Genomic DNA, 14405 nt, shown 5'->3' on the forward strand with positions numbered 1-14405 from the left:
AGGGACTAACTACTCTCAAGGTCATGTCGCTGCAGGAGTCGCAGGAACCGCCGGACGCCTCACCCGGAACACAGCCGGACCCGCTGGAGGCCGCCACGCGGGCAACGCGGAGCCTGTACGGGCTGTCCACCGAGCTCACGGCCCGCGTGCCGCAATTGCTGGAGGCCATGCGCTCGGTCGGCACCGGTCTGGAACTGCACTCCACACTGGACCGCATCTGCGAGACCGCGGCCGAACTCGCCGACGCCCGCTATGCGGCGATCGGCGTCGTCGACACCGAGGGCCAGGGCCTCTCCGACTTCGTGACCTTCGGGGTCAGTGCCGAAGTGGCGCAGGAGATCGGGCACCGGCCGGACGGCAAACGCGGCCTGCTCGGGGCCCTGATCTCCCATCCCGACACCGTGCGCCTCGCCGATCTGACCAAGGATCCGCGCTCGGCCGGCTTCCCCCCGCACCACCCGCCCATGAGCACCTTCCTCGGTGTTCCGATTCGGGTGCAGGGGGAGATCTTCGGCAATCTCTACCTCGCCGAGAAGAACGGCGGCGGCGAGTTCAACGACTACGACGTCCATATGGTCCGGGTCCTGGCCACCGAGGCCGGGATCGCCATCGGCAACGCCCGACTGTACGAGGCGGCCACCCAGCGGGAGCGCTGGATCGACGGTTCGGTGGCCGTCACCACTGCCCTCCTGTCGGGAGGCGACGCGGACGACGCCCTCGTCGTGGTGGCCGAGCAGGCCCGCCACCTGGCCGACTCCGCCGCCGGCATTGTGATGCTGCCGGCCGAGGAGGGCGGGATGGAGATCGTCGCCGTCTCGGCGGACGACCCGGCGACCTCGCTCGGCGTGGTGATCCCGGCCGAGAGCCCAGTGGTGGCCAAGCTGCTCCAAGGCGAGCCGGTCTTCGTGACCGACGCATCGTCCGACCCACGCATGATCAGCAGGCTGACCAGCCCGTACGGGCCGTGCATGATGCTGCCGCTGCACAGCGGTGGACGGGTGCTCGGCGCGCTCGTCACCCCCCGCGCCCTCGGCGAGAGGCCGTTCAGCGAGGCGGAACGCACCCTGGCCACACAGTTCGCCTCTCAGGCGGCACTCGCGCTGATGATGGCCGAGGCGCAGCGCGACCGGGAGAGGCTCGCCGTGTTCGAGGACCGCGACCGGATCGCCCGCGACCTGCACGACCTGGTCATCCAGCGGTTGTTCGCGACGGGGATGATGCTGGAGGGCGCTCAGCGCCGGTCCGTCGTGCCCGAGGTGCGCGACGGAGTGGGCAAGGCCGTGGACGAGCTGGACGTGACGATCCAGGAGATCCGCACGGCTATCTTCGCCCTCCAGCAGGGCCCGGCGGAGGCCCCCGCGGGACTGCGCACCCGGGTACTGCGGGAGATCAACATGGCTGCGGTACCGCTCGGCTTCAAGCCCGCACACCGTTTCCTCGGCCCCCTCGACACCGTCGTCGGTGAACTGGTCGGCAAGAACCTGATCGCCGCGCTGCGCGAGGCCCTGTCGAACGCGTTCCGGCACGCGGACGCGTCCCGGATCGAGGTGGTCATCGACTGCACGGTCACATTGGCGGACGGGCGGCCCGGGGTGCGGCTGGAGGTCGCGGACGACGGCGTGGGCATCACGGAGGGCGGACGGCGCAGCGGGCTGCGCAATCTGCGCAGACGGGCCGAGTCGCTGGGCGGTGCCAGCTCGTACGGCCCCGGAATCGCCGAGGACGGCGGCGGGACCACCCTGGTCTGGGAGGCCCCGCTGCAGGCCTAGGGCTCTATCCGGTGGGTGGTGCGTTCGGCGAGGATGCGCTCGATCACGACGGCGACGCCGTCTTCGTTGTTGGCGACCGTGCGGCCCGACGCGGCTGCGATCACATCCGGGTGGGCATTGCCCATCGCATACGAGGTGCCCGCCCAGCGGAGCATCTCCACGTCGTTCGGCATGTCTCCAAAGGCGACGACCTCGGCCGGGCTGATGCCGCGCTCGGCGCAGCACAGCGCGAGGGTGCTGGCCTTGGAGACGCCGAGTCCGCTGATCTCCAGGAGGGCGGTGGGGCTGGAGCGGGTGATCGACGCGTACGCACCCGCGGCGGAGCGTGCCAGAGCCAGGAAGTCGTCGGGTGTGAGCTCCGTGTGGTGCGCGAGCAGCTTGAGGACCGGCGCTGCCTTGTCGTCCGCGTCCTGCTCCAGCAGCTTCTCGGCGGCCGCCACCTGCGCGCCCGGATCCAGGAAGAAGGGCGGGTAGAGCGGCTCGTAGTTGATTCCGGTGGTCGTCTCGACCGCGAAGGAGGTCCCGGGCGCGGCGGCCCGCAGGGTCTCCACGACCGTGAGGGCAGTGGCTCGGGCGAGCGCCCTGACCTCGACGAACTCGCGGCCCGCGTGGAGATCGACCACTGCGGCGCCGTTCGCGCAGATCGCCAGTCCGTGGCCGTGGACGTGATCGCTGACCACGTCCATCCAACGGGCCGGGCGGCCGGTGACGAAGAACACCTCGATCCCGGCCTCCTCGGCGGCAGCCAGCGCGGCGACCGTGCGCAGCGACACGGACTTGTCGTCGCGCAGCAGGGTGCCGTCGAGATCGGTGGCGATGAGCCGGGGAGTGGGGGTGGGCCCGTCCGGGCGCTGGGGAGCCGAGGTCACGGCTCCATCTTCGCCCATGGCACCGCGACACCCGACCAGACCCGGTACCGGCCGTGCCCCCGTTGGCGATGTTTCACGTGAAACGAGACGCACCGATGTTTCACGTGAAACATTGATGGAGCCGTAGTCTCGAACGCATGAGTCTGCGTCTGAGCACTGTGATCCTCCCCGTACGCCCGTGGCGTGAGGGGGGCCGGGACCAGTGGGTGCGAGCCGAGGGGCTTGGGTTTCACACCGCCTACACCTACGACCACCTGTCCTGGCGCTCCTTCCGTGACCTCCCCTGGTTTGGCGCGATCCCGACGCTGACCGCCGCGGCCGCGGCTACGGAACGGATGCGTCTGGGCACGCTGGTGACCTCGCCGAACTTCCGGCACCCGGTGACCCTGGCCAAGGAGCTCATGAGCCTGGACGACATCTCCGGCGGGCGGGTCACGCTCGGCATCGGCGCCGGCGGCAACGGGTTCGATGCGACAGCCATGGGTCAGGATTCCTGGACGCCGCGGGAGCGCGCCGATCGCTTCGCCGAGTTCGTGCCGCTGCTGGACCGGCTGCTGACCGAGCCGGCGGTCAGCGAGCGGGGCACCTTCTATTCCGCTGACGAGGCCCGCAACATCCCTGGCTGCGTGCAGCGGCCGCGGCTGCCGTTCGCGGTCGCCGCAACCGGGCCGCGCGGCCTGAGGCTCGCCGCCGCCCACGGCCAGGCCTGGGTGACGACCGGCGACCCGAAGCTGTTCGAGGAGGGCACCCCCGAGCAGTCGATGGAAGCCCTGCGCGGGCAGCTCGCCAAGCTGGACCAGGCCTTCGCCGAGATCGGCCGCAGTCCGGAGGCGATGGAAAAGATCCTGCTGACCGGTTTCACTCCGGAACGCAACACCCTGCTGGAGTCCGTGGACGCCTTCGTCGACTTCGCGGGCCGCCACCAGGAGCTGGGCTTCAGCGAGCTGGTGATCCACGCTCCGATCCCGGACTCCGTTTTCGCTGGCGACGAGAACGTCTTCGAGAAGATCGCCACCGACGGCCTGGCGCAGCTGGCCGGCTGATCCGGTTCCCCGGGCGTCATACCGATGCCCCTGCCGCTTTCGGGCGGCAGGGACATCGGCAGGGCAGCGCGGAGATCAGGAGCTCAGCCGGTCCAGCACGTACTGCGCACGCTCCAGGAGGGTTTCCGGGGCTCCCCCGGGCAGGGCCCGCAGTTCGTCGATCAGCGCCGACATCCGGGCGGCGCCCGCTTCTTCGCGGCCCAACTCCTGCTCGGTCCACGCCGCGTACTGCACGCAGTGCAACCGGTCTCCCAGATGGTCCGGTCCGAGTTCCGCGTAGATGCCGGCCGCGCGCTCGGACAGAGCGACCTCCTCCAGCCTCAGGGCCTCGATCTGCGCCGCACCGGGCCGCTCGGCGGAACCTTCACCGTCCTCGTCCTGCTCGTACGTGGTCACCCACCGGTCGAGCACCTGCGCCAACTGCTGCCAGGTCTGAGCGAGCTCGGAACGCAGATCCCGGCGTTGCGGGGCGGCGGCCAGCGCGGCGTCCAGTACGGCCGCCGCCTCCTGCATCCGGGTCCGCGCCCGTGCGACCGAGGCGTCGTCGACCTTTTCGCGCAGGTCGAGCCAGGCCAGGGAACGCAGGATCCGCACCTCGGCGACGGGCGCGTCCCCGCTGATCCGGTGCAGCTCCAGGGACCTCTCGTACGCGGCGACGGCTTCCTGGGGCAGCTGCGCCGCGGAGAGCTGGTCGGCGGCCGACTGGGCGAGGCTCGCCTGTGGACGCGGGTCGTCCCAGCCCTGGGTCACGTCGGCCGCCAGCAGGTACTGCTCCGCCGCCGCCCGCGGGTCGCCGAGTTCCTGAAGGAGATCCCCGAGGAACTCCCGTGCGGCCACGGCCTGTCCCTCACCGTGCTCCAGCAGGTCGGGCAGCGTCGACTGCAGTACTTCCGCCGCATCGGCGGTGCGACCCTTGCGCGCATGGGCGCGGGCCAGCAGCAGCCGTGCCTGGGCTCCGCCGTCGCCGCTCAGGCCGGCCTGGTCGAACCAGTGCGCCGCGCCCAGCGCGTGCTCGTCCGCCTCCTGTGCCGTGTCGGGCCGGCGCAGCAGGATGTCCGCGAGGGTGAGCCGTACGACGGCTTGGGCCTCGGCATCGACGACCTCCTCCGAGTACTCCAGCGCGGAACGCGCCGCCTCCAGGGCTTCCTCGGGCCGGCCCAGGGACAGCAGGACGCCGGCCCGCAGTACCAGCGGATCCACCGCCTGCCATGGCCGGCCGGCGGCCGCCGCCCGCGCCGCTGCCGCCGCCAGCAGCGGTACGGCCCGTTCGGGATCACCCTGCGCCAGGCCGATCCGGCCCAGCATTTCCTCGGCCTCCGCGGCCAGGTCCGGCAGGGTCCCCCCGTATGCGGCGACGAAGCCGGTGAGCTCGGCCGCAAGCTCATCGTGGCCGTGGCCGTGGCCGTGGCCGTGGTGGTCGTGCTCCTCGGTACTTTCCACCGAGCGCAGGTATGACTCCACCCGCAGCGAGGTCAGTTCGGCGAGCGCGATACGGCGCTCGCGCAGCGGCTCGCCCGCATCCAGCGCCTCCGCGGACCGCCGGGCCACCCGCAGCAGCTCGCGCATCCGCTCCGGAGCCGCCCCGGACTGCGCGGCCAGGGTCGCCAGCCGCAGTTCCGCCAGTGCGGCGCGCTCCGCCTGACCGAGCGCCCGGTATCCGTCGCGGACCGCTGCCAGTAGCTCGGCCGCGTCCGCGGCTCCCGCGCGCGCGGCGGTCAGGGCCCGGTGGTCCGCCACGTCCGCGGCGACCAGGGGATCCATGTCGCCCTCCGGCTGCCCGTCCAGCCGTGCGGCGACCTCGGTCCACAGGGCGTCCGCCCCCGGATGCCCTCGGTCGCGTGCCTGCCGGGCCCGCTCCACCAGCCCCGCGAAACCGTCCCCGGTGTCCGGAGCCGGCAGGGCGTCCGCCCCCGGGCGCACGGCCGAAGCCGGCTCCGCCTGCGGCAGGGCCGAGCTGCGCACGCCCAGGGGGAGCACGTCCACCAGCGGCTCCCGCCCGATCCGGGCGAGCAGCCGGTCCGACACGCGGGTGGTGCCGTTGCGCGCGTCGAACCGCCGCGCGATGTCGAGGGAGCTCGCGCGCAGCACCTCGTACAGCTCGGAGACCGTGTGCGGGACGCCCTCGTACGGGACGGCCGGGCTCTGGCCGTGCCCCAGTTCCCGGAGCCGGCGCAGCAGGACGAGGATCCCGCCGTGGAAGGCCCGCTGGTCGTCTGCGTTGGCGAGCGGGTGCAGGTGGGCGGCGTGCTCGGCGAGGATCTCCAGGCCGCGCGATTCGTTGCCGCTCAGCGCGCAGAACTCGATGTGCCTGCCGATCGTCGGCAGCAGGCTCTCGTTGCCCCGGGCCATGCGGTAGCCGCGCAGGTGGTTCGAGCGGGCCTCGTCGTACCGGCCGAGCCGCAGCAGCGGCAGCAGGGAGGTGCCGAGCAGCCGGTGCGGCTCCTCGGCGCAGGTCCGCTCGCCCGAGAGCACGGGCTGCCACATCTCCAGGGCCCGGGCATCGTCGCCGCGCAGGACCGCGTACTGGCCCTGCCCGTTGAGTTCGCAGGCGTGGCAGTCGCTCATGTCGTCGCGGTCGGCGGCCAGCCAGGCGGCCAGCGCCCGCTCGGCCCGCTCGTCGTCGCCGATGGCGTCGGCGAGCCACAGTTCGGCCTTGCGTACCGGCCGCTCGCTGTAGCCCGCGATCCGGTAGCGGCGCTCCATCTCGTCCAGCCAGCCGGCGGCGGATTCCAGCGGGATCTCGGGGGAGTCCGTGATGGCCGAGGCCACCCACTTGAACTCCCAGAACAGCGAATGGGCCTCCCATTCGGAGAAGGCGCCGGGGTCCTTGTCGTACTCCTGGAGCAGCCGGGCGAACGGCACCAGCATCTTCGGCGACTCGGAGCTGTAGAGGTAGGAGTTGATCAGGTTGTCCAGAGCTTCGCGGAACAGCGCCTGGTCACCGCTCGCCTCCGCCGCGCCGACCAGGGCCTCGGCGTGGGCGTTGCGCGCCGTCCCGTTGGGCGTCTGGCGGTTCTCGTGAAGGCCCTGCTCGATCTGCTCACGCGTCAGCATGGTCACTGGTGGCCCTCCGTGGAGTCGATGGAGTGGGTCGCCCATTCCAGGAGTCCGAGGAAGGCCCGGTTGAGCAGGGTGGAGTCGGCCGGGCGCAGCGGCCGCTGGGACATCAGCAGGGCCTGGCCGTACAGCGATTCGACGGCGGTGCCGGTCAGGGCCTCGTCGGGGAGTGCCGCGATCCGGCGGATCAGCGGGTTGTTGTGGTTGAGCACGAGGCGGGCGCGCGGCGCCGAGCCGCGGAGGGCGCCGAGGATGCCGCTCCAGAGGGAGTCGGCACTGTCCAGGGCGGCGGTCCGGTCGCGCTCCTGGCGGGCTTGGCGGTCGTCGAGGTAGAGCGCCGGCACGGAGACGGGCTGGAAGGCGCGCAGCACCACGTCGCAGCCCTGCACCTCCAGGCGGGTGCGGGCGGTGGACAGGAAGGGCGCCAAGGCCAGTTCGGCGGAGGTGGGGACCGGGTCGAGCCGCTCGGTGACGGCACCCGCGTCCAGCTCGGCGACCTTGAGGTCCGGGCGGACCGCAGGCAGCAGGGCGAGCAGGTCGGCGTCGTACGTGTAGCCGGCGTTGATGACGCCGAGGCCGTGTGCCGCCGCGATCGGGGCGATCTGGCGGAACTCCTCCACGGTGCGTGTGAAGTGGATCTCGCTGTGGGCGGCGGTGAACTCCTGCAGGCTCATCGATCCGTCGCTGGTCTCGAACGGCAGCCAGGGGAGCATCAGGCCGAGCAGCTCGGCGTCGTGCCGGGCCAGCGACTTCACACCGAGGTGGTGGACGCTCAGGAACGCGGCCAGGCGCTCCGGTTCGCTCGCTGCGAGTTCGCCGAGCCAGGCCCGGATGCGGGTGCCGAGGGCCTCCCGTACGGCGGACAGGGTCTCGTCGTCGTACAGGTTCTCGCGGGAGGCGGTGGGCCGCAGCGTGTCGGTGTCCAGGACGGCGCGGACGAAGAACGCCCAGTCGGGCAGCAGGTTGTCGGCCTGGTCGGTGAGGAGCATGCCCTTGAGGTGGACGCGGTGTCCGGCCCGGTGGGCGGGACTGGTCGGCTCGGGAAGGACGTAGGCCACGCCGCGCACCCCGGCCACGGGCAGGTCGAGGTCGATGCTGTCGAGCGGGGTGAAGCCGAAGAGCTCGGCACAGTGCCCCGCGAGCGCGACGCGGCGGGCGGCGGGGGTCGGGAAGGAGCGGTCCCACACGGCCGGCCTGTCGGTGATGGGGCGCGGCTCGCCGCCCTCGCCTTCGTCGAAGGTGATGTCGTAGGGGAGCAGGGAACCGTAGTCACGGGCGAGCTGCTCGACCTTGGCCGGAGCGGTCCACTCCTCGGCTCCCGGGCGGGCCTGCAGGATGACGGTGGTGCCGGCCTCGGGGCGCGCCTCGTGCGGCAGCTCGCGGACGGTGTACGAGCCGTCGTCCGTGGCCAGCCATTCGACGGGCGTGGCCTGGGGGTCGCGGGCGGAGCGGGTGATGACGCGGATCTGCCGGGCCACGACGAAGCAGGCGAGCAGGCCGATGCCGAACTGGCCGAGGAACTCGCGGCGGGTGTTCTCCAAGCCGCCGGCCTCGATGCCCCCGTCGCCGCCGCGCTTGGAACTGCGGCCGATGGTGGCGAGGAGGGAGTGGGCCTCGGCAGCGGTCAGGCCTATGCCACTGTCCTCGATGGTCACCCGGCCCCCGGACGCCGACAGGCGGATGCGGATTCGCGCCTGCGGGTCGAGCGCCTGGCGGGCGGTGACGGCGTCGACGGCGTTCTGGAGCAGCTCGCGGACGTAGACGCGGGGGCTGGAGTAGAGGTGGTGCGAGAGCAGGTCGACGAGGCCGCGCAAATCGACCTGAAAGCTGGAGGGAGAGCCGGAGGGAGAGGGAGCGGAGGACGGAGAAGAAGACGGAGAAGAAGGGGATGCAGACGTCATGGGGCGTCACCTCGCGTGCACGTGAAGGGTTCGGTGATCGCGAGGTCCCCCCCTCACAGATCCCGGAATGAGGAACAGAGTAGGGCGATGATCTGACAATCTCTCCCCGAATTCCGTCGCCTCCGGGCCGCTGCCGCAGTCAGCGCAGGCGCAGGAACTGCGGCGGTACGGCATCCACCAGCCACACTCCGTTGGCGCTGATCCGGAACACGTGCCCGGCGGCGCGCATGGCCGCCGCGTCCACGGCGAGCACGACGGGCCGTCCGCGCCGCGCACCGACGCGGGTTGCCGTCTCCCGGTCGGGGGAGAGGTGTACGTGGTGGCGGGCCATGGGGCGCAGGCCCTCGGTGCGGATCGCGTCCAGCGCTGCCGCGACCGTGCCGTGGTAGAGGTACGCCGGCGGCTCGGCCTCCGCGAGCCCCAGGTCCACGGAAACGGTGTGGCCCTGGCTGGCCCTGATGCGGCTGCCTTCGACGGCGAAGCGCTGCTTGTCGTTGGTGGCGACGACGTGGTCGAGTTCGGCGCGGCTGAAGGGGAAGCCGTGGGCGGCGGCCGCGCCCAGAAGGTCGTCGATCTCCACCCAGCCGTGGTCGTCGAGCACCAGTCCGATGCGTTCCGGCTGATGGCGCAGGTGTTTCGAGACGTATTTGGACACCTTCACGGTGCGCTTGTCGTCCATGACCCCAGCTTGCCGGGTGGGAGGGGCTGCGGGCGGTGCATTTTCGCGGCGGCAACAGCCGGGGCGACCGCTATCTTCTTTCCAAGATGCGGAATACATTTTCCACTGAACGCCTTCCCCGGGGGAGAACCCATGACGATCCACGCTTCCCTGCCGCGCCGTGCCGTCGCCGAGTTCATCGGAACGGCCGGTCTTCTCGTGGTGGTGATCGGTTCCGGTATCCAGGCCGAGGGCCTCAGTCGTGACACCGGAGTCGCCCTCCTCGCCAACTCGCTCGCCTCCGCCATCGGCCTCGGGCTGATCATCACCCTGCTCGGCCCTCTCTCCGGAGCCCACCTCAACCCCATCGTCACCCTCACGTCCTGGTGGGCCCGGCGCACCGGCGGCGCAGGGCTGGGCGGCCGGGAGGCCCTCGTGTACACCACCGCCCAGACCGTCGGCGCTATCGGCGGCGCCGTCCTCGCCGAAGCCATGTTCGGGCGCCTCCCCGGCGGCTTCTCGACCCAGATCCGCGGCGGCGGCCACCTGCTCATCGGCGAGGTCGTCGCCACCGCCGGACTCGTCCTCGTCATCCAGGGCCTGGAGCGCATCGGACGCCCCCGGCTGATCCCGGCCGCGGTCGCCGCGTACATCGCCTCGGCGATCTGGTTCACCTCGTCGGGCTCCTTCGCGAACCCGGCCGGCACCGTCGGGCGCGCCTTCAGCGACTCCTTCACCGGTATCGCGCCGCAGTCGCTGCCCGGGTTCGTCGCCGCCCAGCTGCTCGGTGCGGTCGTCGGTCTCGCCCTCGCCGCCCTCCTCTACGGCAGTGCCCGCCGCGGTGCGAAAGGGGCGAGAGCCGTGGTGGTGACGGCCGGTCACACCGCTGCCGCGCACACCTCGTACGAGGCCATCGGTTGAGTTGTCCACCGGGTTGCCCACAGGAAGCCCCGGCTTGTCCACAGCCGGTTGGACGGGTTTTGACGGCAAAGGGGTGATCTACCCTGTGGACTACTGAGCGAGGTCTAGCGCCCGCCGCGGCGGGCCAACTCGTTCATCGTCCGGGCCTGGAGCTCCCGCTCCGTGGCGGCCCGGACGAACTCCCCCACATGCTCGGGGCCGACCAGCTCCTGCACCGCGCGTACCGTCTCGGCCGGCAGCGCCACCGCCGCGGGCCCCGACGGCTGCGGGGCGCCGGCCGCGCCCAGATGCCGCTGCAGGTGCCGGGTCGCGAACAGCCGCATCGCCCGCGCCAGCTCGGCATCGACCGTCTGCTGCGCCAGGGGCCGCAGTCTCCGTACCAGCGTCGCCGCCTCCGCCGCGTCGGCGTCCGTCGGCGGCACCTGCTCCAGGTAGCGGGCGAAGACATGCTCGGTCGTGAACTCCAGGAACCGCGAGGCTATGTGCTCCACCTGCCCGCGCAGCTCCCGCAGGTGGCCGGTGATCGCCGCCAGCGGCACCCCGGCCGCGTACAGCTCCGCTGCCACGGCCAGCTCCTGCGGCGACGGCACCAGGAACTCGTCCGGGCGCCCCGGGATCCGCTCCAGCACCCCCAGCTCGCAGGCCTCGCCCACCGCTTCGTCGTCCGGCCTGCCGCCGAAGCGCTCGTTCAGCTCGGCCCGGGTGATCCGGGCCGCCTCCTCGTCCGTCCACGGCCCGTGCACCTCGGCGACCAGTCCCAGGACGCCGCCCAGCCCGCGCCCCGCGTCCCAGGCCTCCAGCAACTCCTTGATGGAGGCCAGCGTGTAGCCGCGGTCCAGCAGGTCGGCGATCTGGCGCAGGCGCGCCAGATGCGTGTCCCGGTAGACGTTGGAGCGGCCGCGCCGCTCCGGCTTCGGCAGCAGACCGCGGTCCTGGTACGCCCGGATCGTGCGCACCGTGGCCCCGCTGTGGTGTGCGAGATCCTCGATCCGGTACTCGGCTCCTGCCTGGTCTGACAATCCGGGCTCCCTACGACATGGCGGTGGGCCGACCGCGCCCGCGGCGGCCCGGGGCGGCCGGTGAAGCCGCACGGCAGGCGGCCGCCCCTGCGCAGCAGCGAGCCCTTCTGCGAGGGATGGTACGACCGCCGGAAGAAGCCCGGTATGGCCGTGCCGCTCTCTCGGCGCCGGCGTCCGCGAAGGTGCCCGTGGAGGCGTCCGTGCCGGGTCTCGCGCCGAGGCCCGTACCGGGGGCGGTGCCCCAGACCCGACAGGTCCGGCGCACCGCCCCCGTACGAGGTCACAGCCGGGGCTCCAGCCGTGCCAGCCGCCGCAGGGCGGCGGGCGCGAACCGGGACATCCACAGGGCGCCCTTGGACTCCGGGGTCACCGGCACCACCGCCTCATTGCGCACCACCGCCCGCAGGATCGCGTCGGCCACCTTCTCCGGCGGGAAGTTGCGCAGCCCGTACAGCCGCGAGGAGCGCTCCTGGCGGCGCTTCTCCTCCGCCGCGTCCACCCCGGCGAAGCGCGAGGTGGCGGTGATGTTGGTGTTGACGATGCCCGGGCATACGGCCGAGACCCCGATCGACTTCGACGCGAGCTCGGCACGCAGGCACTGCGACAGCATCAGCACCGCGGCTTTCGAGGTGCTGTAGGCGGGCAGCGTCCTGGACGGCAGATAGGCGGCGGCGGAGGCGGTGTTGACGATGTGCCCGCCCTGGCCGCGCTCGGCCATCTGCTTCCCGAAGATGCGGCAGCCGTGGATGACACCCCACAGGTTGACGTCGAGGACCTTGCGCCAGTCCTCCGAGGTGGTCTCCAGGAAGGGTCCCGACAGGCCGATCCCGGCATTGTTGACCAGCACGTCCACGATTCCGTACGCGTCGGCGACCTTCGCCGCGAGTTTCTCCATCGCCTGTTCGTCACTGACGTCCACGCACTCGTCCCAGGCCTCGGGGGCCCCGACGAGCCGCGCCATGTCGGCCGTACGCGCCGCGCCCTCGGCGTCCCGGTCCACGCACACCACCCGGGCGCCCGCCTCGGCGAAGGCGAAGGCCGTGGCCCGTCCGATGCCACTGGCAGCCCCGGTGACGAGCACCAGCCGGCCGGCGAAACGGTCGGCGTACCTGCCCGGCGCCTTGTGCTCCGGGGCCCGGGTGGCGGGATCCTCCCGGGCGGTGACGAAGTCGGAGATCCATCCGGCCAGTTGGTCCGGCCGGGTCCGCGGTACCCAGTGCTTGGCGGCCAAGGTGCGCCGTACCAGGTCCGGGGCCCACCGCTCCAGGTCGTCGTAGAGCCGCTCGGAGAGGAAGGCGTCCCCCGTCGGCGTGATCAGCTGGACCGGTACGTGCGCGTACGCATCGGGGCGCGGCCTGCGCAGCCGAGGACGTACGTTGTCGCGGTACAGCCAGGCCCCGTGGGCGGCGTCCGAGCGCAGCGAAGCGGTCGGGTAGGCGCCGGCCGGGACCTTCTCGACGCGTTCCAGGATGCGCGGCCACCGCTTGCCGAGCGGGCCGCGCCAGGCGAGCTCCGGCAGCACGGGCGTGTGCAGCATGTACACGTACCAGGACTTGGCGCCCTGGCCCAGCAACTGCGCCGCCCGCCGCGGGGTCGGACGCGTCATCCGTTTCTTGATCCAGTGCCCGAAGTGGTCGAGGGAGGGCCCGGAGATGGAGGTGAAGGAGGCGATCCGGCCTTCGGTACGGGCGACCGTGGCGAACTCCCAGCCCTGGACGGAGCCCCAGTCGTGCCCGACCACGTGCACCGGCCGGTCCGGACTGACGGCGTCCGCGACCGCGAGGAAGTCGTCGGTCAGCTTCTCCAGGGTGAATCCTCCGCGCAGCGGCTGCGGAGCCGTCGAGCGACCGTGTCCGCGCACGTCGTAGAGCACCACGTGGAAGCGGGTCGCCAGCCGCTCCGCGACCTCCGACCAGACCTCCTTGCTGTCGGGGTACCCGTGCACCAGCAGCACGGTCGGCCGGTCCGCCTCGCCGAGTTCGGCGACGCACAGCTCGACCCCGCCGGTACTCACCCGGCGCTCGCGGGCCCCCGCGAGGCCCGCGCCGTCCGCCGCGCCGTAGGCGCCGGTCCTGTCCGTCCCGCTCATGCTGTCGTCTCCTCGGCCCAGCGCCGCACGTGCGGCAGATCGTCGTCCAGCCAGTACGCACTCTCCTCGGGATCCCGGGAGTCGGTGACCACCAGGATCTCCTCGAACTTCGCGCCGGTCCCCCGGAAGCCCAGATGCGGCTCCACCGCCCACAGCCCTGGCTGCGGCGGATGGTCCGAGAAGTGGTACGGACTCCACAGCGGGGACCAGCCCTCGCGGTGTCCGTGCAGGGCGTCCGAGGCCAGCCCCTTCAGGGACTGCGTGCCGAACCCGAAGGCGGTCGGGGCCCAGCGCCGTTCCCTGACGCGGCCGATCTTGTGAGCGATCACGCCGAACGGATACGCGCGGTGCCGGTTGGCATAGCCCTGCCGGACCATCAGCCGTTCGACGTTCTCGTAGATCTCCCGCAGCGGCCGGCGTTCGCGGACCTGTTCCACGATCAGGTCGCGGTGCGGCCGCAGATCGGACATCAGCCGGTCCTGCACCGGATTCAGCCCGAGGCTGCCCGAGTAGCCGATGTCGGCCGCGTACCCCCGGTGGACCGGCGCCATGTCGAGGATGAACGGCATGCCCGGCTCCAGCTTCCGGTTCGTCGGGAAGAACTGGAGGGGGATCTTGAAGTTCGTGAAAGCGGTGCGGTCCCCGAACCAGGCGAACGGCAGATGGAACCAGTCCCGAACCCCGCGGTCCCGCAGCCACTCCCGCTGCATCCTCGCGGCCTCGCGCTCGGTCACACCTGGCCGCAGCTGCGCCGCGACGGTCTCCGCGCACTCGTACGCAAGGCGTTGTACTTCCCTGAACCCGCGCAGCTCGGCGGAGAGGTGCGCGGTGCCTTGCTTGGTGTCCCCAGCCATGCCAGCCGTCCGTCCGTAGAGCCGTACGCACCCGAAAGTTGACATTGATGAATGTGACAATGACCGGAGGGCGCGTCAAGGCCCGTGCACAGACCTGTGGATAAAGTTGGCCGGTCCCCGGCCCTGGGCGAGGCACCGCGCCGCCGGGGCATTCCGCCGCCGGGACGTTCCGCTGCCGAGCCTCCATGTCAGCCTTGGGGCAGGGGCCGTAGTCCTCAAGGCGGA

At 71.9% G+C, this 14405-nt stretch carries 10 protein-coding genes; 3 read left to right on the plus strand and 7 right to left on the minus strand.

Annotated elements, in window-relative coordinates; genetic code table 11:
- Window positions 1-23 precede the first annotated feature (23 nt).
- On the plus strand, window positions 24-1769 hold the full coding sequence (locus AB0B01_RS21080) for a GAF domain-containing protein (protein WP_361721067.1): 1746 nt from the start codon (window positions 24-26) through the stop codon (window positions 1767-1769).
- Here AB0B01_RS21080 and AB0B01_RS21085 read toward each other — a convergent pair.
- The gene (locus AB0B01_RS21085) at window positions 1766-2656 is read right to left on the minus strand and encodes a Cof-type HAD-IIB family hydrolase (RefSeq protein WP_361721070.1); all 891 of its coding nucleotides are present in this window, start codon (window positions 2654-2656) and stop codon (window positions 1766-1768) included. The two genes, AB0B01_RS21080 and AB0B01_RS21085, sit on opposite strands and share 4 nt — an antisense overlap.
- Window positions 2657-2775: 119 nt before the next feature.
- Between AB0B01_RS21085 and AB0B01_RS21090 the strand changes: the two genes are divergently transcribed.
- The gene (locus AB0B01_RS21090; protein WP_361721073.1) at window positions 2776-3681 is read left to right on the plus strand and encodes an LLM class flavin-dependent oxidoreductase; all 906 of its coding nucleotides are present in this window, start codon (window positions 2776-2778) and stop codon (window positions 3679-3681) included.
- A 75-nt stretch (window positions 3682-3756) separates the two neighbouring features.
- Here the strand turns inward: AB0B01_RS21090 and AB0B01_RS21095 are convergent, their stop codons facing one another.
- The 3 genes from AB0B01_RS21095 to AB0B01_RS21105 form a co-directional block, all read right to left on the minus strand.
- The gene (locus AB0B01_RS21095) at window positions 3757-6741 is read right to left on the minus strand and encodes a tetratricopeptide repeat protein (protein WP_361721076.1); all 2985 of its coding nucleotides are present in this window, start codon (window positions 6739-6741) and stop codon (window positions 3757-3759) included.
- Complete coding sequence (locus AB0B01_RS21100; protein WP_361721079.1) at window positions 6738-8639, minus strand: HSP90 family protein; 1902 nt, start codon at window positions 8637-8639, stop codon at window positions 6738-6740. Before AB0B01_RS21100 ends, AB0B01_RS21095 begins: the two co-directional genes overlap by 4 nt.
- Window positions 8640-8778: 139 nt before the next feature.
- Window positions 8779-9318: an RNA 2'-phosphotransferase gene (locus AB0B01_RS21105; RefSeq protein ID WP_361721082.1), complete on the minus strand. Its 540-nt coding sequence runs from the start codon at window positions 9316-9318 to the stop codon at window positions 8779-8781.
- A 132-nt stretch (window positions 9319-9450) separates the two neighbouring features.
- On the opposite strand from AB0B01_RS21105, the gene AB0B01_RS21110 reads away from it, so the two are divergent.
- Window positions 9451-10218, plus strand: a complete 768-nt coding sequence (locus AB0B01_RS21110) for an aquaporin (RefSeq protein ID WP_361721085.1) — start codon at window positions 9451-9453, stop codon at window positions 10216-10218.
- A gap of 104 nt (window positions 10219-10322) precedes the next feature.
- On the opposite strand, the gene AB0B01_RS21115 is transcribed toward AB0B01_RS21110, so the two are convergent.
- The 3 genes from AB0B01_RS21115 to AB0B01_RS21125 all read right to left on the minus strand — a co-directional run bounded on the left by AB0B01_RS21115 (window position 10323) and on the right by AB0B01_RS21125 (window position 14180).
- Window positions 10323-11237 (minus strand): MerR family transcriptional regulator, encoded by a 915-nt coding sequence (locus AB0B01_RS21115; RefSeq protein WP_361721088.1) that lies wholly within the window; start codon window positions 11235-11237, stop codon window positions 10323-10325.
- A 280-nt stretch (window positions 11238-11517) separates the two neighbouring features.
- Window positions 11518-13326 (minus strand): SDR family oxidoreductase, encoded by a 1809-nt coding sequence (locus tag AB0B01_RS21120; protein WP_361721091.1) that lies wholly within the window; start codon window positions 13324-13326, stop codon window positions 11518-11520.
- Window positions 13323-14180, minus strand: coding sequence for a M24 family metallopeptidase (locus AB0B01_RS21125; protein ID WP_361721094.1), 858 nt, complete (start codon window positions 14178-14180; stop codon window positions 13323-13325). Before AB0B01_RS21125 ends, AB0B01_RS21120 begins: the two co-directional genes overlap by 4 nt.
- Window positions 14181-14405: the final 225 nt, after the last annotated feature.

This window comes from Streptomyces sp. NPDC044571 (genome assembly GCF_040647115.1).
Lineage (GTDB): Bacteria > Actinomycetota > Actinomycetes > Streptomycetales > Streptomycetaceae > Streptomyces.

Bases quoted from the DNA above. Each gene is read 5' to 3' on its own strand.
- AB0B01_RS21125 (WP_361721094.1), bottom strand. From the start codon at position 14,180: ATGGCTGGGGACACCAAGCAAGGCACCGCGCACCTCTCCGCCGAGCTG.
- AB0B01_RS21090 (WP_361721073.1), top strand. From the start codon at position 2,776: ATGAGTCTGCGTCTGAGCACTGTGATCCTCCCCGTACGCCCGTGGCGT.
- AB0B01_RS21105 (WP_361721082.1), bottom strand. From the start codon at position 9,318: ATGGACGACAAGCGCACCGTGAAGGTGTCCAAATACGTCTCGAAACAC.
- AB0B01_RS21100 (WP_361721079.1), bottom strand. From the start codon at position 8,639: ATGACGTCTGCATCCCCTTCTTCTCCGTCTTCTTCTCCGTCCTCCGCT.
- AB0B01_RS21120 (WP_361721091.1), bottom strand. From the start codon at position 13,326: ATGAGCGGGACGGACAGGACCGGCGCCTACGGCGCGGCGGACGGCGCG.
- AB0B01_RS21080 (WP_361721067.1), top strand. From the start codon at position 24: ATGTCGCTGCAGGAGTCGCAGGAACCGCCGGACGCCTCACCCGGAACA.
- AB0B01_RS21110 (WP_361721085.1), top strand. From the start codon at position 9,451: ATGACGATCCACGCTTCCCTGCCGCGCCGTGCCGTCGCCGAGTTCATC.
- AB0B01_RS21085 (WP_361721070.1), bottom strand. From the start codon at position 2,656: ATGGGCGAAGATGGAGCCGTGACCTCGGCTCCCCAGCGCCCGGACGGG.